At 71.7% G+C, this 18,171-nt stretch carries 13 protein-coding genes; 9 read left to right on the top strand and 4 right to left on the bottom strand.

All coding sequences use genetic code 11. The annotated features are described in order from the left end of the window. Nucleotides 1–50: 50 nt before the first annotated feature. The 3 genes from rfbA to HFP48_RS01635 are packed head-to-tail and all read left to right on the top strand — an operon-like array spanning nucleotide 51 to nucleotide 1,995. On the top strand, nucleotides 51–923 hold the full coding sequence (rfbA, locus tag HFP48_RS01645; RefSeq protein WP_006932754.1) for a glucose-1-phosphate thymidylyltransferase RfbA: 873 nt from the start codon (nucleotides 51–53) through the stop codon (nucleotides 921–923). A 2-nt stretch (nucleotides 924–925) separates the two neighbouring features. Continuing rightward, on the top strand, nucleotides 926–1,513 hold the full coding sequence (rfbC, locus tag HFP48_RS01640; RefSeq protein WP_006932752.1) for a dTDP-4-dehydrorhamnose 3,5-epimerase: 588 nt from the start codon (nucleotides 926–928) through the stop codon (nucleotides 1,511–1,513). Then, on the top strand, nucleotides 1,510–1,995 hold the full coding sequence (locus tag HFP48_RS01635; RefSeq protein WP_029547036.1) for a GtrA family protein: 486 nt from the start codon (nucleotides 1,510–1,512) through the stop codon (nucleotides 1,993–1,995). The genes rfbC and HFP48_RS01635 overlap by 4 nt, the downstream gene beginning before the upstream one ends. Before the next feature lie 77 nt (nucleotides 1,996–2,072). Here HFP48_RS01635 and HFP48_RS01630 read toward each other — a convergent pair whose 3' ends face one another. Next, nucleotides 2,073–2,495, bottom strand: a complete 423-nt coding sequence (locus HFP48_RS01630; RefSeq protein ID WP_006932748.1) for a GtrA family protein — start codon at nucleotides 2,493–2,495, stop codon at nucleotides 2,073–2,075. Nucleotides 2,496–2,701: 206 nt separating this feature from the next. On the opposite strand from HFP48_RS01630, the gene HFP48_RS01625 reads away from it, so the two are divergent. From HFP48_RS01625 to HFP48_RS01615, 3 genes are read left to right on the top strand one after another with little or no spacing between them, the layout of a single operon-like run. Then, complete coding sequence (locus HFP48_RS01625) at nucleotides 2,702–4,126, top strand: FAD-binding oxidoreductase (protein WP_006932747.1); 1,425 nt, start codon at nucleotides 2,702–2,704, stop codon at nucleotides 4,124–4,126. Continuing rightward, a complete protein-coding gene (locus tag HFP48_RS01620) occupies nucleotides 4,126–4,923 on the top strand; it encodes a decaprenylphospho-beta-D-erythro-pentofuranosid-2-ulose 2-reductase (RefSeq protein WP_168578916.1) in 798 nt (265 codons plus the stop codon). The genes HFP48_RS01625 and HFP48_RS01620 overlap by 1 nt, the downstream gene beginning before the upstream one ends. 39 nt (nucleotides 4,924–4,962) lie before the next feature. Beyond that, on the top strand, nucleotides 4,963–6,876 hold the full coding sequence (locus HFP48_RS01615) for a galactan 5-O-arabinofuranosyltransferase (RefSeq protein WP_168580500.1): 1,914 nt from the start codon (nucleotides 4,963–4,965) through the stop codon (nucleotides 6,874–6,876). A 60-nt stretch (nucleotides 6,877–6,936) separates the two neighbouring features. On the opposite strand, the gene HFP48_RS01610 is transcribed toward HFP48_RS01615, so the two are convergent. The 3 genes from HFP48_RS01610 to map form a co-directional block, all read right to left on the bottom strand. Continuing rightward, complete coding sequence (locus HFP48_RS01610; protein ID WP_006933312.1) at nucleotides 6,937–7,356, bottom strand: DoxX family protein; 420 nt, start codon at nucleotides 7,354–7,356, stop codon at nucleotides 6,937–6,939. A gap of 82 nt (nucleotides 7,357–7,438) precedes the next feature. Next, entirely contained in the window at nucleotides 7,439–10,213 is a 2,775-nt protein-coding gene (locus HFP48_RS01605; protein WP_168578915.1) for an FAD-binding and (Fe-S)-binding domain-containing protein, read from the bottom strand. 72 nt (nucleotides 10,214–10,285) lie between these two features. Beyond that, nucleotides 10,286–11,053, bottom strand: coding sequence for a type I methionyl aminopeptidase (gene map, locus HFP48_RS01600; RefSeq protein WP_043800432.1), 768 nt, complete (start codon nucleotides 11,051–11,053; stop codon nucleotides 10,286–10,288). Nucleotides 11,054–11,092: 39 nt separating this feature from the next. On the opposite strand from map, the gene HFP48_RS01595 reads away from it, so the two are divergent. The 3 genes from HFP48_RS01595 (at nucleotide 11,093) to HFP48_RS01585 (ending at nucleotide 18,095) form a co-directional block, all read left to right on the top strand. Continuing rightward, on the top strand, nucleotides 11,093–11,362 hold the full coding sequence (locus HFP48_RS01595; RefSeq protein ID WP_029547035.1) for a helix-turn-helix transcriptional regulator: 270 nt from the start codon (nucleotides 11,093–11,095) through the stop codon (nucleotides 11,360–11,362). 108 nt (nucleotides 11,363–11,470) lie between these two features. Beyond that, on the top strand, nucleotides 11,471–14,722 hold the full coding sequence (locus tag HFP48_RS01590; RefSeq protein WP_029547034.1) for an arabinosyltransferase domain-containing protein: 3,252 nt from the start codon (nucleotides 11,471–11,473) through the stop codon (nucleotides 14,720–14,722). 61 nt (nucleotides 14,723–14,783) lie between these two features. Further along, the gene (locus HFP48_RS01585; RefSeq protein WP_050034384.1) at nucleotides 14,784–18,095 is read left to right on the top strand and encodes an arabinosyltransferase domain-containing protein; all 3,312 of its coding nucleotides are present in this window, start codon (nucleotides 14,784–14,786) and stop codon (nucleotides 18,093–18,095) included. The last annotated feature ends 76 nt before the right edge of the window (nucleotides 18,096–18,171 follow it).

Here is an 18,171-nt window from a genome sequence, read left to right as displayed (position 1 = left end):
GGCGGTGCGTTCGCTGGTCCGCGTCCACCCCGGATGGGAGACTGCCCGTCATGCGCGGAATCATTCTCGCCGGCGGCACCGGGTCCCGCCTGCACCCGATCACCCTGGGAGTGAGCAAGCAGCTCGTACCGGTCTACGACAAGCCGATGATCTACTACCCGCTCTCGACCCTCATGCTCGCCGGGATCCGCGACATCCTGATCATCACCACGCCCGAGGATGCTCCACAGTTCCAGCGCCTGCTCGGCGACGGGTCGCGCTACGGGGTGAACCTGACCTACCGGGTCCAGCCGGAGCCGAACGGGCTCGCCCAGGCGTTCGTGCTCGGCGCCGAGCACATCGGCACCGGCAGCGTCGCCCTCGTCCTCGGCGACAACATCTTCTACGGCCCCCGCCTGGGCACCCAGCTCACCCGGTTCGCCGACCTCGACGGCGGCGCGGTGTTCGCCTACCGCGTCTCCGATCCCAGGGCCTACGGGGTGATCGAGTTCGACTCCGAGGGCCGGGCGCTCTCGCTCGAGGAGAAGCCGGCCACCCCGAAGTCGAACTTCGCGGTGCCCGGGTTGTACTTCTACGACAACGACGTCGTCGCCATCGCCCGCGGCCTGCGCCCGTCGGACCGCGGCGAATACGAGATCACCGACATCAACCGCACCTACCTCGAGGCCGGCCGGCTCCAGGTCGAGGTCCTGCCGCGCGGCACCGCCTGGCTCGACACCGGCACCTTCGACTCGCTGCTCGACGCCGGCAACTACGTCCGTACCATCGAACAACGCCAGGGCCTAAAGATCGGCGCCCCCGAGGAGGTCGCGTGGCGGCGCGGCTTCATCACCGACGACGACCTGCGCGCCCTGGCCGCGCCGCTGGTCAAATCCGGCTACGGCAGCTACCTGCTCGACCTGCTCGACCGGGAAGGACACTGACGGTGCACTACCGCGAACTGAAGATCCCCGGCGCCTACGAGATCACCCCCCGACAGTTCGGCGACGACCGCGGCGTCTTCTACGAGTGGTTCAAACAGCCCACCTTCACCGACGCCGCCGGACGCGCCCTCGACCTCGCCCAGGCCAACTGCTCGGTCTCCGCCGCCGGGGTGCTGCGCGGCATCCACTACGCCGACGTCCCCCCCGGGCAGGCCAAGTACGTCACCTGCCCGGCCGGCGCGGTGCTCGACGTCGTCGTCGACCTGCGCGTCGGCTCGCCCACCTTCGGGCAGTGGGACGCGGTGCTGCTCGACGACGTCGACCGCCGCGCGATCTTCCTCCCCGAGGGCCTCGGCCACGCCTTCTGTTCCCTGGCCGACGGCTCGACCGTCGTCTACCTGTGCTCGACCGGCTACAACCCCGACCGCGAACACGAGATCGACCCCCTCGACCCGCAGATCGGCATCGACTGGCCCACCACCGGCCGCGACGGGGCGCCCCTGCACCACCAGCTGTCCGACAAGGACCGGGCGGCCCCCTCGCTGGCCGACGCCGTCGCGGCCGGGTCGCTGCCGCGGTACCTCGGGTGAGCGCGCAGCCGGTGTCCTCCCCCGATCCCGTCACCGAACCCGCCGGCGCACCCGGCGGGATGTCGGGGGCGCCGGGCCCGCTCATGCGCCTGTTCAAGAACCAGGCCGTGGCGTTCCTGCTGGTGGGGGCCTTCAACACCGCGCTGGGCACCGCTTGGTTCATCGTGTGGCAGCTCGCCGTCGGCGACACCCTCGGCTACCACGTCGCGATCGTGGCGGGCTACGCCTCCAACGTGCTGTGCGCCTTCTCCACCTACCGCTACCTCGTGTTCCGCGTGCGCGGTCACTTCCTGCGTGACCTGTGGCGGTTCGTGACCGTCAACCTGAGCGCGTTCCTGCTGAACCTCGCGCTCATGACGCTGGCGGTGTCCGTCCTCGGATTCCCCCCGATCCCCGCGCAGATCGTGATCACCTTCGTGACCGCGACGGCGAGTTTCTTCGGCTACCGGGACTTCTCCTTCCGCCGCGCCAAGCACGACTGAGCGACCCGAGCGAATGGACCATTTCGTCGGACCACGGAGGTGAGCGATACATTCGCTCGCCCCCCACGGCCGACCGATCAGCGCAGGCGGAAGATCACGGCGCGCTGCACCACGAAGTTGATCACGGTGGCCGTGCCCTGCGCGACGACGAATGCGAGCGGCACGCGCCACCACTCGGCGGGCAGCGCGTCGTACAGCACGTAGTTGATGCCGACCTGCACGGCGTAGGTGACGGCGTACAGGATCACCACCGCGACGAACCGGGCCCGGCTCGGTTCCGCCCTGAAGGTCCAGCGCCGGTTGATCAGGTAGGCGGTGGTGGTGCCGGCGACGAACGACAGCGACTTCGCGACGTTGACGTGCAGCCCCACGGCCAGCAGCAGCACGTAGAGACCGAAGTCCACGATCGCGGACAGCCCGCCGGTGAGGACGAACCGCACGATCTGCGTCTTCAGGTCGAGCGCCTCGTCGGCGGTGCTGTCGGTGAGGGGGATCTCCACCGGCAGGGGGGCGTGGTGCTCCGGTTGCGTCTGCCAGTGCGGGTGCTGCGGGTGCTCGGACACGGCGACAGCCTATGCGAGCGGCGCGAGCGCCCCCGCTCCGCGACGGAACGCACCGGGACGGTTCCGGCAATCCGGACGCCGGGGCGGGGACGTCGCCACCGACACACTATCGCTGCTGCGACCGGCGGGTAACCTGTACGGCGATGTCCACGACAGCTGCAGAGCCGGCCGCCGCGCCGCTCCCCACCCAGACCCGCACTCTGACCGGCTGGGGGCGCACCGCCCCGACCACCGCGGAGGTGCTGTCCACTCCCGACGTCGAGGTGATCGCGCAGGCGGTCGCCCGGGTCGCGGAGCAGAACGAGTCCAAGCCGTCGCATCTGCGCCGCGGTGTCATCGCCCGCGGCCTCGGCCGCTCGTACGGTGACCCGGCGCAGAACGCGGGCGGGCTCGTCGTCGACATGACGGCGCTGGACCGAATCCACACGATCGACCGCGAATCGCGTCTGGTCACCGTCGACGCGGGCGCCAACCTGGACCAGTTGATGCGCGCGGCGCTGCCGTTCGGCCTGTGGGTGCCGGTGCTGCCGGGCACCCGGCAGGTGACCGTGGGCGGCGCCATCGGCGCGGACATCCACGGCAAGAACCACCACAGCGCCGGCAGCTTCGGCAACCACGTCCGGTCGATGGACCTGCTCACGGCCGACGGCCAGGTGCGCACCCTCACCCCGAACGGCCGCAACTCCAAGCTGTTCTGGGCGACGGTCGGCGGCATGGGCCTGACCGGCATCATCCTGCGCGCCACGATCGAGATGACGCCCACCGAGACGGCGTACTTCATCGCCGACGGCGACGTCACCAGCACCCTCGACGAGACGATCGCGCTGCACAGCGACGGCAGCGAGGCGAACTACGACTACTCGAGCGCCTGGTTCGACGCGGTCGCACCGCCGCCGAAGCTCGGCCGCGCGGCGGTCTCCCGCGGTTCGCTCGCGAAGCTCGACCAGCTGCCGAAGAAGCTGCAGAAGAACCCGCTGAAGTTCGACGCGCCGACGCTGCTGACGTTCCCGGACATCTTCCCGAACGGCCTGGCCAACAAGTACACCTTCAGCGCCGTCGGCGAGCTGTGGTACCGCAAGTCCGGCACCTACCGCGGCAAGGTCCAGAATCTGACGCAGTTCTACCACCCGCTCGACATGTTCGGTGAGTGGAACCGCGCCTACGGTTCGAACGGCTTCCTGCAGTACCAGTTCGTGGTGCCCACGGAGGCCGTCGAGGAGTTCAAGAGGATCATCGTCGACATCCAGAAGTCGGGGCACTACTCGTTCCTCAATGTCTTCAAGCTGTTCGGCCCGGGCAACAAGGCGCCGCTGAGCTTCCCGATCCCGGGGTGGAACATCTGCGTCGACTTCCCCATCAAGGCGGGCCTGAACGAGTTCGTCCGCGAACTCGACCGCCGCGTCCTCGAGTTCGGCGGCCGCCTCTACACCGCCAAGGATTCGCGCACCTCCGCCGAGACGTTCCACGCGATGTACCCGCGCATCGGCGAATGGATCAAGATCCGCCGCTCGGTCGATCCCACCAACGTGTTCGCCTCCGATATGTCCAGAAGGTTGGAACTCCACTGATGATCAACGCCGTCGGCAACCCCCAGACCCTGCTGCTCCTCGGTGGCACGTCCGAGATCGGCCTCGCCATCGTCGAGGAGTACCTGCGCAGGGCGCCGGCCCGCGTGATCCTCGCGGCGCTGCCGAACGACCCGCTGCGCGACGACGCCGTCGCGCAGGTGAAGGCCGCCGGGGCCACCAAGGTCGACGTGATCGACTTCAACGCCCTCGACACCGGTAGCCACCCGAAGGTGATCGACCAAGCCTGGGACCTCGCCGGGAACGGTCGCTCCGCAGGCTCCGCTCCTGCCGGCGACGTCGACGTCGCGATCGTCGCGTTCGGACTGCTCGGCGATGCCGAGGAGCTGTGGCAGAACCAGGCCAAGGCCGTGCAGATCGCCGAGATCAACTACACCGCGGCCGTGTCCGTCGGCGTGCTCGTCGGCGAGAAGATGAAGGCGCAGGGCTACGGCCGCATCATCGCCATGTCCTCCGCCGCGGGTGAGCGGGTGCGCCGCTCCAACTTCGTGTACGGCTCCACCAAGGCCGGTCTCGACGGCTTCTACCTCGGGCTCGGCGAGGCGCTGCGCGAGTACGGCCCCCGTGTCCTGGTGATCCGGCCGGGGCAGGTCCGCACCCGCATGTCCGCCGGAGTGAAGGAAGCCCCGCTGACGGTGAACAAGGAGGACGTCGCCAAGCTCGCCGTCTCCGCGTCCGAGAAGGGCAAGGAACTCGTGTGGGCTCCGGGCGCCTTCCGCTACGTGATGATGGTGCTGCGGCACGTCCCGCGCGCGATCTTCCGAAAGCTGCCGATCTAGGCTGCGGGGGTGTCCGACCCAGCCGTACTCTCCTCCGACGTGGCCCCCTTCCGGCGTGCGCTCCGCACCGCCGGCGAGGGGGCCGCTGCGGTTCTCGTCGCCGCGATCGTCGCCGCCGTCGGCCTGTTCGCGTTCGCACGCGTGCAGTGGCCCGCCTTCAACTCGTCGAACGTCACGCAGGCCGTCACGACGGTGCTGCAGGTGGGGGCGCTCGCCGTGCTCGCCGTCTCCGTCGTGCTGCACCGGCGGCGACGGTGGACGCCGTTCGCGCGGGTGCTGTCGTGGGCCGGCCTGTCGGGCCTGGTCACCGTCACCCTCGGGATGCCGCTGGCCGCGACGAAGCTCTATCTGCACGGCATCTCCGTCGACCAGGAGTTCCGCACCGAGTACCTGACACGGCTCACCGACTCCCCGGCCCTGCGGGACATGACGTACGCGGACCTGCCGCCGTTCTATCCCGCCGGCTGGTTCTGGGTGGGCGGCCGCTTCGCGAACCTGCTCGGCATGGACGGCTGGGAGGCGTTCAAGCCGTGGTCGATCGTGTCGCTGGCCGTCGCCGCCGTCGGCGCGCTCGTGTTGTGGACCGCGCTGGTGCGGGTCGATCTGGCCGTGCTGGTCGCCACCGCGACCACCGCCGTCGTCCTCGCCTACGGCTCCCCCGAGCCGTACGGCGCCGTCATCGCGCTGCTGCTCGCGCCCGCCCTCGTCATGGCGTGGGGGGCGCTGTCGCGCCCGGTGCGTCCTTCGGGCGGCTGGAGCAGCCCAAAGGGCGCACCGGGCGGCGGAGCCGCCGTCGGGACCGGACTGTTCCTCGGGCTGGCGGCCACGTTCTACACGCTCTACCTGGGCATCGCCGCGTTCGCCGTCACCGTGATGGCCGTCGTCGCGGCGGTGCTGGCGCGACGCGCGGCCGGCACGTGGCGCGCCGCGGTCCCGGTGCTCGTGCGGTTCGTGGTGATCGGTGCGATCGCGGCACTCGTCGCGCTGATCGTTTGGGCGCCGTTCGTGCTCGAGGTGCTGCGGGGCGGGTCCACCGCCGGATCCGGCACCGCGACGCACTATCTGCCCGAGACCGGGGCCCGGCTGCCGCTGCCGATGTTCCACGGTTCGCTGATCGGGCTGCTGTGCCTGCTCGGCACGGTGTGGCTGGTCGGACGGGCCACGTCGTCGCGGCGCGCGCAGGCCCTCGGACTCGGCGTCGTATCCGTGTACCTGTGGTACCTGGCGTCGATGGCGCTGACCGCGCTGGGCAACACCCTGCTCGCCTTCCGCCTCGAGGTGATCCTGCTCGTGCTGCTCGCGGCCGCCGGCACGTTCGCATTCGTCGACTTCACCCGGTGGATCGTGCTGGCCACCAGCGAGAACCAGCGGGTGCGGTGGTCCCTGATCGCGGTCGGCGCGCTGGGCGCGGTCGCGTTCACCCAGAACATCCCGCAGGTCCTCGCGAGCGAGATCACCGTCGCCTACACCGACACCGACGGCGACGGTGAACGCGCCGACCAGCGTCCGCCCGGCGCCGGCGCCTACTACGCCGAGCTGGACGAGGCGATCACCGCGGCGCTGGACCGGCCCCGCGACGAGATCGTCGTCCTCACCGCCGACACCACCTTCCTCGCCTATCACCCCTACCTCGGATTCCAGGCGCTGACGTCGCACTACGCGAATCCGTTGGCGGACTTCGAGGCTCGCGCCGCCGCGATCGAGGACTGGGCGTCGCTCGAGACGGCCGACGAGCTGCTCGCGGCGTGGGACGAGTCGCCGTGGCGGGGCCCCGACGCGATCGTGTTCCGGCAGGGCGCCGAGGGTTACACGCTCCGGCTCGCCGAGGACGTGTACCCCAACGACCCCAATGTGCGCCGCTACACGGTGACGTACCCGAAGTCGCTGTTCGACGATCCGCGCTTCACGATCTCGGAGATCGGGCCGTTCGTCGTCGTCACCCGCACCGGATAGCCGCAGTCGTCCGCGAACCCGACGGTGTTCGCGGACGACCGGCAGCGGTTGCGAGGGGGCTCAGGCGCGGCGCAGCGGCATCACCGACCGCACCACCGGATCGCGCAGGTACAGCCCGGCCCACACGAGGACACCGACGTACACCGGGAAGAGGATGGTGCTGAAGAGCGGCATCTCGTTCAACATGTTCGTCGCCACGGCGCCGCCGAGGTAACCGGTCAGCAGCACCGCCCCGAGGATCGACGTGGCCGGGACCAGGTACAGCGCCAGGCACACGAGCAGGACGACGCCGATGACGTAGTTGAGGTCCGGGTCGAAGCCCAGATCGATCATCGCCTCCCGGGCCTGGTCGACGTTGAGGATGTGGATCGTGACGTCGAACAGCAGGAACAGCACGACGAGGCCGGTGAGCACGAGGCCGGCGATGCGGAACTTCCGGTCGGTGGTGCGCTCGGTGGGGCGGGTGGTGGTCGAGATCATGACGGGCTCCTGGGGTCGCGGGGTGGTCTCGCTACGGACTGACCGGCCGGCCCGGAAAAACTCATCGCTGTGGATCGTCGGCTCACAGCCTGGATGCGAGCAGCTGCGCGAGGTGTACCCCTCGCCGGTCGGTGAGGTCGGCGATCTGGGTGCGGCAGGAGTAGCCGTCGGCGAGCACGACGTCGTCCGGGCCCGCGGCGGCGATCGCGGGCAGCAGCTGGTGCCCGGCGACGGCGACGGAGACGTCGTAGTGCCCGGGCACCACGCCGAAGTTGCCGGCGAGACCGCAGCATCCGCCGAGCCGGGTGACCGTCGCGCCGGCCCGGCGCAGCAGCGCGGCGTCGGCGCCCCACCCCATCACGGCGTGGTGGTGGCAGTGCGGCTGGGCCACCACCGTCGTCCCGGACAGCGACGGCGGCTCCCAGTCGCCGAGCAGCTCGGCCAGCGTCACCGTCGACTCGGCGACGACGCGCGCCGGCTCGAACCCGAGCAGCTCGACGGCGTCGGAGCGCAGGACCGCGGTGCACGACGGTTCGAGCCCCACGATCGGCATGCCGGCCGGGAACAGGGCGGAGAGGGTGCGGCCCAAGATCTTCCGGGCGGCATCCAGCTGACCGGTGGTGATCCACGTCAGGCCGCAGCACTGTTGCCGGTCGGTCACGCACACCCGTCGGCCTGCGGCCTCGAGCACCCGCACCGCGGCGATCGCCACCTCCGGGGTGAAGTACTCGGTGAAGGTGTCGACGAACAGCAGGACGGGCTCGCCGTCCGTGCGACGCTCGGCGGCCGTGTCTGCGAACCAGCGGCGGAACGTGCGCGGCGCGAACTCGGGCACGCGGCGGCGCCGGTCCACTCCGGCGAGGGTCAGCCCGGCGGCCGCCACCCCCGGCACCTTGCCCAGCGCGTTCACCGCGCGCGGCGCCCGGCTCGCCAGCGCCGCCCAGCGCGGCAGCCGCCCGAGGGTGTAGTGCGTGACGGGCCGCACGCGGCCCTGGTAACTCTGTTGCAGCACTTCGGATTTGAAGGTGGCCATGTCCACACCGGTCGGGCAGTCGGAGGCGCAGCCCTTGCACGCCAGGCACAGTTCGAGCGCCTCGTGCACCTCCGGTGAGCGCCAGGATCCGGTGACGAGGGTGCCGTTGAGCATCTCCTGCAGGACCCGGGCCCGGCCGCGGGTGGAATCCTTCTCCTCCCGCGTCGCCAGGTACGACGGGCACATCACCCCACCGAGGCCGGCGGTGTCGGCGCGGCACTTGCCGACACCGGTGCAGCGGTGCACGGCCTGCATGAAGTCGCCGCCGTCACCGGTGTACCGGAACGCCAGGCCGTCCTGGACCCGTTGCGCGGCCGGGACTCTGAGGTCCCGATCCGAGGGGACGGGATCGACGAGCACGCCGGGATTGAGCAGGCCCTCGGGGTCGAACACCGCCTTGACCGCCCCGAACAGCCGCAGCGCGGTCGGCGAGTACATCAGGGGCAGCAGTTCGCTGCGCGCCCGGCCGTCGCCGTGTTCGCCGGACATCGAGCCCCCGAACGAGGCCACGAGTTCACCTGCCGCGAAGAGGAATTCGCGGAATATCCCGGGTATCTCGAGCGGCACGTCGAGGCGGATGTGGATGCAGCCGTCGGCGAAGTGCCCGTACGGATAGCCGGTGACGCCGTAGCGGGTCAGCAGCGACTCGAACTCGCGCAGGTACTCCCCCACCCGCTCCGGCGGGACGGCGGCATCCTCCCAGCCGGAGTGGGCGGGCAACCCGGCGGGGCTGCGCCCGGACAGCCCGGCCCCGTCCTCCCGGATCCGCCACAGTTGCGCGGCCTTCCCCGGATCGGTCACGATCAGCGAATCCACCGCCGAGACGGCGTGTTCGAGAGACGACGCCCGGGCGAGCACCTCGCCGGCGTCGTCGCCGGACAGTTCGACGAACAGCCACGCCGCCCCGCGCGGCAGCGGCGGCACCGCCGCCGGGCCGCGCCGCGCACGCACCACGTCCACGATCCGCGAGTCGAGTCCCTCGCACGCGGTCGGGGTGAAGCCGAGCAGCGCGTGGGCGGCGTCGCCGGCCGTCGCGATGTCGGGGTAGCCGAGGGCCACCAGGACGCGCACCGCGGGATCGGCGACGAGCCGCACCGTCGCCTCGGTGACGACGCCGAGCGTGCCCTCGCTGCCGACGAGGAAGCGCAGGACGTCGAACCCGTTCTCCGGCAACAGGTGTTCGAGGGCGTAGCCGGACGCCTGCCGGCCGAACCGGCCGAACTCGGTGCGGATGGTGGCGAGGTGGTCGAGCACGAGGCGGCGCAGCGATTCCAGGACGGGGGCGTCGTCGGGCAGCGACAGGTGCCGGCCCGCGCCGGTGAGCACCTCGAGGCCGAGGACGTTGTCGGAGGTGCGACCGTAGCCGAGGGTGCGGGCACCGCAGGCGTTGTTGCCGATCATCCCGCCGACGGTGCAGCGGTTGTGGGTGGACGGGTCGGGCCCGAAGCGCAGTCCGTACGGGGCGGCCGCGCGCTGCAGTTCGGACTGGACGACGCCGGGCTGCACCGTCGCGGTGCGGGCCTCGGGGTCGATCTGCAGGACACGGCCGAGATGACGGCTGAAGTCGAGCACGACGCCGGGGCCGACGGCGTTGCCGGCGACGGACGTTCCGCCGCCGCGCGAGGTGAACGGAACGCCGTGCCGGCGGCACACCTCGAGCACGGTGGCGACCTCGTCGATCTCACGGGGCCGCACCACCGCCTGCGGGGGCACCCGGTAGAGGGAGGCGTCGGACGAGTACAGGGCCCGGGTGGTGGTGTCGTCGAGCACGTCGGAGATGCCCGCGCCACGCAGGGCCTCGCCGATCGCCGTCGCCCTGGCCATAGGCCGATGCTAGTGCCTACCGGGGTCGCTTCGTCGCGGGTCGGACCGGCGCACCCGCGGATCGATACGTCCTCAGCGCTGGGTGAGGACGACCGGTCCGTCCTCGGTGATCGCGACGGTGTGCTCGCAGTGCGCGGCCCGGCTGCCGTCGGCGGTGCGCAGCGTCCACCCGTCCGGGTCGTGCCGGTAGGCGTCGTCGCCCCCGGCGTGCAGCATCGGCTCGATGGCCAGCACCAGCCCGGGCCGCAGCCGCATCCCGCGACCGGCCCGGCCCTCGTTGGGCACGTGCGGGTCCTCGTGCATGCGGCGGCCGATGCCGTGGCCACCGTGGTCGGCGAGCATGCCGTAGCCGCGGGAGCGGACGTAGCCGCCGATCGCCGCGCCGATGTCGCCGAGGCGGTTGCCCGGCACGGCCGCGGCGATGCCGCGCGCGAGGGCCTCCTCCGTCGCGGCGATCAGGGCGAGGGCCTCGCGGTCGGCGGCGCCGACGGTGAAGCTCACGGCGGCGTCCCCGCACCAGCCGTCGAGCACGGCCCCGCAGTCGATGCTCACCAGATCGCCGTCACGCAACCGGTAGCCGCCGGGAATGCCGTGGACGACGCCGTCGTCGACGCTCGCGCACACGACTCCGGGGAACGGCGACGGAGCCCACTCGGGGTGGTAGCCGAGGAACGGGGAGGTCGCGCCGGCGTCGCGGACGACCGCCGCGGCGACGTCGTCGAGTTCCTTCAGGGACACCCCGATCGCCGCGTGGGCCCGCACGGCCGCGAGCGCGTCCGCGACCACGGCACCGGCGGCCCGCATCGCCTCGATCTCGCCGGGCGTCTTCAGTTCGACCATGTCGCCTCCCAATAGAAATACCGGTATTACTATACGGGCATGGTGCGCGAACCGCTGACCCCGGTCCAACTCGAACGCGGCCGGCGGCTCGGCGAACGTCTGCGCGCGGCGCGCGGCACCGCCAGCATGGCAACGGTCGCCGGCGACGCCGGCATCTCCGTCGAGACGCTCCGGAAGATCGAGACCGGCCGCATCGCCACGCCCGCCTTCTTCACCGTCACCGCGCTCGCCCGGGTCCTCGGGCTCTCCCTCGACGACCTGGCCGGCGACCCGGCGGGCGACCCTGTCGAGCACGGGGCCGCCTCCTGACCGGAGGTGCTCACCCCCGGCACCACCCTCCCTCGCCTAGCATCGATCCTTGTGCCCGTCGATGTCCTTTCGCCCGAAACGCCCGCTTACGCCGATACGAAGGCCCGCGTGCGCACGGCCAGGATCGTCGCGACGGTCACCGGACTGCTCGGCATGGTGCTCGCCCTGGCCGTGCCGTTCCTGCCGGTCCGGCAGGAGGCCGCCACCGTCAGCTGGCCGCAGGGCACCGACCTGACCAACATCGAGGCGCCCCTCGTCTCCTACACCCCCCTCGAACTGCGGGCGAGTGTGCCGTGCTCGGCCTTCCCCCTGCTCGGCGACGACGGCGGCACCCTGGTCTCCACCGTGCCGCCGGGCGCCCCCGACGCCACCGAGAACGCCCTCGTGATCCGGACCGTCGCCGGCACCGACGGCGGCTCCGCCACCGTGGAGGTGGTGCTGCGCAACTCGGTGGTCGTGTCGGCACCGATCGACGACGAGCACCGGTGCACAGCCGTCACCGTCGCCACCAACGCCGACCGCACCGCCGCCGAGATCGTCGGCCTCGAGCAACACGACGACGGGCACCACGTCGCCATGCTCGACGGCGATCACCGGCCGCAGATGGTCGGGGTCTACTCCGATCTGCAGGGCTCGGTGGAGGCCCTCAACTCCGGCCCGAACGCCGAGCGGCTGTCCGTCCGCGCCGCCCTCGACTCGCGGTTCACCTCCACTCCGACGCTGGTCAAACTCGTCGCGATGGTCGCCTGCCTCCTTGCGACCCTGCTGTCACTCGTGGCGCTGCACCGGCTCGACGGCGTCGACAACCGCCGCGCCCGCCGGGTCCTGCCCGCCCACTGGTGGCGGTTCACCGCGGTGGACGCGGTCGTCGTCGGCACGCTGCTGCTGTGGCACGTCATCGGCGCCAACACCTCCGACGACGGCTACATCCTCACCATGGCCCGCGCCTCCGACGGCGCCGGCTACATGGCCAACTACTACCGATGGTTCGGCGTCCCCGAGGCCCCGTTCGGCTGGTACTACGACGTGCTCGTCCTGCTCGCGAAGGTCTCCACCGCCAGCGTGTGGATGCGGCTGCCCGCCCTGCTCGCCGCCGTCGCCTGCTGGATGGTCATCAGCCGCGAGGTCATCCCCCGGCTCGGAGTCGCCGTCCGCCGTAACCGCATCGCGCTGTGGACGGCGGGCCTGGTGTTCCTCGCCTTCTGGCTGCCCTACGACAACGGCCTGCGGCCCGAGCCCATCATCGCGCTCGGCGCCCTGCTCACCTGGTGCTCGATCGAACGCGCCGTCGCCACCGGCCGCATGCTGCCCGCCGCGATCGCCGTGCTGCTCGCCGCCTTCTCCCTCGCCGCGGGTCCCACCGGGCTCATCGCGGTCGCCGCGCTCGTCGCCGGAGCCCGGCCCGTCGTCGTCCGGCTGGCCGGTCGCCGCCGGCTCGTCGGGGTCCTCCCGCCCGTGGCTGCCATCCTCGCCGCGGGCACCGTCGTCCTCGTCGTCGTCTTCGCCGACCAGACCCTCGCCTCGGTGCTCGAGGCGACCCGGGTGCGTTCCGCCGTCGGACCCAACGTGCCCTGGTTCGACGAACGGCTGCGCTGGGACGCGCTGCTGACCGTCTCCCCCGACGGCTCCCTCAGCCGCCGCTTCGGCGTGTTCGTCATGCTGCTGTGCCTGGTGGTGTGCGTGATGCTGATCCTGCGCAAGGGCCGCATCCCCGGCACCGCCCTCGGTCCGTCGCGCCGCATCCTCGGCATCGTCTTCGCGTCGCTGCTGCTGATGATGCTCACCCCGACCAAGTGGACCCACCACTTCGGCGTGTACGCCGGACTGGCCGGGTCCGTCGCCGCGCTCGCCGCGGTCGGCGTCGGCGCCGTCGGCATCCGCTCCGCGCGCAACCGCGCCCTCTTCACCGCCGGGGTGCTGTTCGTGCTGGCGCTGGCGTTCACCGGCTCCAACGGCTGGTGGTACGTCTCCAGCTACGGGATCCCGTGGTGGGACAAGCCGCCGTCCATCTCCGGACGCGCCTTCTCCACCGCCCTGCTCGCGCTGGCCCTCGTCGCGCTGGCCGTCGCCGCGTGGTTCCACCTGCGCGAACCGTTCGCCACCCCGAAACCCGACCGCAACGGCCGGGTCAGGGCGATCGCCTCGGCGCCGCTGACCGTCGTCGCCGCGGGCGTCGTCCTGTTCGAGGTGCTCTCGCTCGTCAAGGGCGCGGTCGCGCAGTACCCGGCGTACTCGATCGCCCGGTCGAACGCGGCCGCCCTCACCGGCAGCAGCTGCGGCCTCGCCGACGACGTCCTCGTCGAGACCGACCCCAGCGCCACCGCGCTGGCCCCCCTAGACGGCGACGTCGCCGAGGCGCTCGGCGCCGGCGCCGCCGACGGCTTCACCCCGAACGGCGTCGCTCTCGACCTCACCGCCGACGAGGAGATCTCCACCACGGGCGGCGCCAACACCGTCGACACCGACGGGGGCGGCACCACCACCTCCACGGGCGCCGGCACCGGCGGCGGCCGCGGCGCCGCCGGCATCAACGACAGCACCGTCGCGCTGCCGTTCGGCCTGGACCCCGCCCGCACCCCCGTGCTCGGCAGCTACCGCACCGGGGCGCAGCAGGAAGCCGACCTCGAGTCCGGCTGGTACGCGCTGCCCGAACGCACCGACGCCACGCCGCTGCTGGTCGTCACCGCCGCCGGCCGCGTGCACTACGTCGACCCCGACGGCGTCCTCACCCCGGGCGCGGACGTGCTGCTCGAGTTCGGGCGAACCGGCGGCGATTCGAACGTCGAACCGCTGGCGCGCGTCGCGCCCGTCGACATCGGGCCGTCCCCGTCGTGGCGCAACCTGCGGGTGCCGAGCGACCGGATCCCCGCCGACGCCGACGCGGTCCGGCTGGTGGTGACGGACGGCAACCTGGCACCCGACCAGTGGGTGGCCGTCACCCCGCCGCGGATGCCGCGCCTCGAGACGTTGAACACCCTCGTCGGCTCCACGGCCCCGGTCCTGCTCGACTGGTCGGTGGGCCTGGCGTTCCCCTGCCAGCGTCCGTTCGATCACCGCTACGGCGTCGCCGAGGTCCCCGAGTACCGGATCCTGCCCGACCGGGTCGGCGCCGACTCCACCAACGGCTGGCAGGACGACATCGGCGGCGGGCCGCTCGGCTGGATACCGCTGCTGCTCACCGCCGAGACGATCCCCACCTATCTGAACCACGACTGGGACCGCGACTGGGGCTCGCTGGAGCGGTACACGCCCATCGACCCGGGCGCGACGACCGCGGAGATTGCCACCGAGAACGTCGTCCGCTGGGGCTGGTGGTCGCCCGGACCGATCCGCGACGGAGTGCCCGTAATGCGTGAATAGGGTCCTACGCGGTGGTAGGGACGGTGCGTCCACTCAGCTGCGCCCGATACCATCGACAATCGTGCCCGACGACGTGACCACAGTTCCCGCCCCCTCCGCAGCCGTTCCCCGGCCGCCGGTTGCCCGGGATCTGCGGGCGCAGTACCGCACCGCCCGGCTCGTCGCCGCGGTGGCGGGTCTGCTCGGTGTGCTCCTCGCCGTCGCGACCCCGTTCCTGCCCGTCAAGGTCACCGAGGCCACCGTCACGTGGCCGCAGAACGGCTCGACCGGGCCGGTCGAGGTGCCACTCATGTCGCAGGTGCCGCGGCAGCTGAGTGCGACGGTGCCGTGCACCGCCGTCGCCGGCATGCCCCCGGGCGGCGGCCTGCTCCTCGCGACCGCACCGGCCAGCGGTGAGGGCGCCGCGCTCAACGCGATGTTCGTGCGAGTGGGCGCCGAGAACGTCGACGTCCTCGACCGCAACGTCGTCGTGGCCACCGCCCCGCGCAGCGACGTCGAGTCCGCCGCGTGCACCGAGATCAGCATCTTCTCCGACGTCGACCGCACCACCGCGGAGTTCGTCGGCCTCAGCGACGAGAACGGCAACCCGCGCGCCGGTGAGCTGACCGGCGACCTGCGTCCCCTCGTCGTCGGCGTGTTCAGCGACCTCGACACCCCGGTTCCCGGCATGTCGGTGACCGTCGACGTCGACTCCCGGTTCTCGTCGTCGCCGACGCTGGTCAAGCTCCTCGCGATGATCCTGGCGACGCTGTCGACCGCGCTGGCGGTCGCCGCGCTCGCCAAGCTCGACGGCACCGACGGCCGCGGGCACCGCCGCTTCCTGCCGTCGCACTGGTGGAAGTTCACCGGCGTCGACGCCGTCGTCGTCGGCACCCTCGCCGGCTGGCACTTCTTCGGTGCGAACACCTCCGACGACGGCTACCTGCTGACCATGGCCCGGGTCTCCGAGCACTCCGGCTACATGGCCAACTACTTCCGCTGGTTCGGCGTCCCCGAGGCCCCGTTCGGCTGGTACTACGACGTCCTCGCCGCGTTCGCCGAGGTCTCCACCGCCAGCGTCTGGATGCGGCTGCCCGCCCTGCTCGCCGGCATCACCTGCTGGATGGTCATCAGCCGCGAGGTGGTGCCCCGCCTCGGCCGCGCCGTCCGGCACAACACCGTCGCCCTGTGGACCGGCGGCCTGGTGTTCCTGGCCTTCTGGCTGCCCTACAACAACGGCCTGCGCCCCGAGCCGATCGTCGCGCTCGGCGCGCTGCTGACCTGGTGCTCGATCGAACGGGCGATCGCCACCGGCCGCCTGTTGCCGGCCGCGACGGCGGTCATGATCGGCGCGTTCACCCTCGCCGCCGCCCCGACCGGCCTGATGTGTGTGGCCGCGCTGCTCGCCGGCATCCGGCCCATGACCCGCATCGTCGTCCGCCGCCACCGCGAGGTCGGGACACTGCCGCTGCTCGCACCGATCGCCGCCGCGGGCACCCTCGTGCTCGTCGTCGTGTTCTCCGACCAGACCCTCGCCGCGGTGCTCGAGGCCACCCGCGTGCGCACCATCATCGGCCCGAACGAGGAGTGGTGGAACGACTTCCTCCGCTACTACTACCTGTTCGTGCAGACCGTCGACGGCTCGCTCGCGCGCCGGTTCGCGTTCCTCGTCATGCTGCTGTGCCTGTTCACGTCGCTGCTGGTGCTGCTGCGCCGCCGCCGCATCCCCGGCGTCGCGACGGGCCCGTCGTGGCGGCTGATCGGCATCGTCTTCGGCACGATCTTCTTCATGATGTTCAACCCCACGAAGTGGACCCACCACTTCGGGGCGTACGCGGGCATCGCGGGTTCTCTCGCCGCGCTCACCGCGGTCATCGTCTCCGCGAGCGCGCTGCGGTCGCGGCGCAACCGCACCATCTTCCTCGCCGGGCTGCTGTTCGTGCTGGCCGTGTCGTTCGCGGGTATCAACGGCTGGTGGTACGTGTCGAGCTACGGCATCCCGTGGTTCGACAAGACCGTCTCGCTGAGCGGCAACCAGTCCAGCTCGCTGTTCCTGCTCCTCTTCGGGCTCGCTCTCGGGCTCGTCGCGTGGCAGTACCTGCGTGAGGGCTACGCGCCGCCGCAGCCCAAGCCCACGACCCGCAAGGGCCGCCGGATCCGCAAGTTCGCGGCGGCGCCCCTGACCGTCGTCGCCGGAGCGATGGTGCTCTTCGAGGTGCTGTCGCTGCTCAAGGGCGCGGTGTCGCAGTACCCGGCGTACTCGCTCGCCCGGTCCAACGTCGGCGCGCTCGCCGGCCAGACGTGCGGCCTGGCGAACGACGTACTCGTCGAATCGGACCCGAACTCCGGGCGGCTCGCGCCCATCGTCGACCCGGACAACCCGCCGCTGAACGGCGACGCCCTCGCCGGCGCCGCCCCCGAGGGCTTCAGCCCCAACGGCATCCCGTCGGACCTCACCGCCGACTACGTGGAGGTCAAGCCCGGCCAGGGCAACACCGACAACCAGAGCGTCGGGCCGACGTTCGAGACCGGCGCCGGCGGCGGCACCACGGGCGGCACCGGCGCCCGCACCGTCAACGGCTCCGAGGCCAAGCTGCCCTTCGGCCTCGACCCGGCCGTCACCCCGGTGCTCGGCAGCTACCAGGAGGGTGTGCAGGAACCGGCGCTGCTCACGTCGAGCTGGTACGGGCTGCCCGAGCGCAGCGACGACGCGCCGCTCGTCGTCATCTCGGCGGCCGGCCGCATCTGGTCCGTCGACGACACCGGCGCCACCACCTACGGTCAGTCGCTGCTCGTCGAGTACGGCAGGCGCCTGCCCGACGGCACCGTGGAGCCGCAGGGCACCTACCTGCCGCGCGACATCGGGCCCGCACCGTCGTGGCGGAACCTGCGGATCCCGCTGTCCGAGCTCCCCGCCGACACCGACGCCGTCCGCATCGTCGCCAACGATCCCAACCTCACCGGCGACCAGTGGCTGGCGTTCACCCCGCCCCGCGTGCCGAAGCTCGACACGCTCAACACCGTGATCGGCTCGGAGCAGCCGGTGCTGCTCGACTGGGCGGTCGGACTGCAGTTCCCGTGCCAGCGCCCGTTCGACCACCGCTACGGCATCGCCGAGATGCCGGACTACCGCATCCTGCCGGACCGTCCGCTGGCCGTATCCTCCACCGACACTTGGCAATCCGCGGACAACGGCGGCCCCCTCGGCTTCACCGAAGCCCTCGCCCGCCCCGAGCAGATCCCCACGTACCTCGAGAACGACTGGGCCCGCGACTGGGGCTCGCTCGAGCGGTACGTGCGGTTCTACCCGAACGCCGTGCCGGCCGAGCCGCAGACCGAGGCGATCACGCGCTCCGGCCTGTGGAATCCGGGCACGCTGCGCGTATACGAGTAGGTCCGTCGGCGAGCCCCGTCCGCGTGCCGCGCGTGCCTTCCGGCCGAATGTCACATATGTTCGCTTCGATCGACCG

Source organism: Rhodococcus sp. DMU1 (assembly GCF_012272955.1).
In the GTDB taxonomy this organism is placed as follows: Bacteria; Actinomycetota; Actinomycetes; order Mycobacteriales; family Mycobacteriaceae; genus Rhodococcus; species Rhodococcus aetherivorans.
Note: the sequence above shows the minus strand (reverse complement) of the source record. Positions and strands in the feature narration are given on the sequence as shown.

What these genes read in the sequence shown, in the direction of transcription:
- rfbA (WP_006932754.1), top strand. Translation starts at nt 51, where the DNA reads ATGCGCGGAATCATTCTCGCCGGCGGCACCGGGTCCCGCCTGCACCCG.
- HFP48_RS01625 (WP_006932747.1), top strand. Translation starts at nt 2,702, where the DNA reads ATGTCCACGACAGCTGCAGAGCCGGCCGCCGCGCCGCTCCCCACCCAG.
- HFP48_RS01620 (WP_168578916.1), top strand. Translation starts at nt 4,126, where the DNA reads ATGATCAACGCCGTCGGCAACCCCCAGACCCTGCTGCTCCTCGGTGGC.
- HFP48_RS01610 (WP_006933312.1), bottom strand. Translation starts at nt 7,356, where the DNA reads ATGATCTCGACCACCACCCGCCCCACCGAGCGCACCACCGACCGGAAG.
- HFP48_RS01605 (WP_168578915.1), bottom strand. Translation starts at nt 10,213, where the DNA reads ATGGCCAGGGCGACGGCGATCGGCGAGGCCCTGCGTGGCGCGGGCATC.
- map (WP_043800432.1), bottom strand. Translation starts at nt 11,053, where the DNA reads ATGGTCGAACTGAAGACGCCCGGCGAGATCGAGGCGATGCGGGCCGCC.
- HFP48_RS01595 (WP_029547035.1), top strand. Translation starts at nt 11,093, where the DNA reads ATGGTGCGCGAACCGCTGACCCCGGTCCAACTCGAACGCGGCCGGCGG.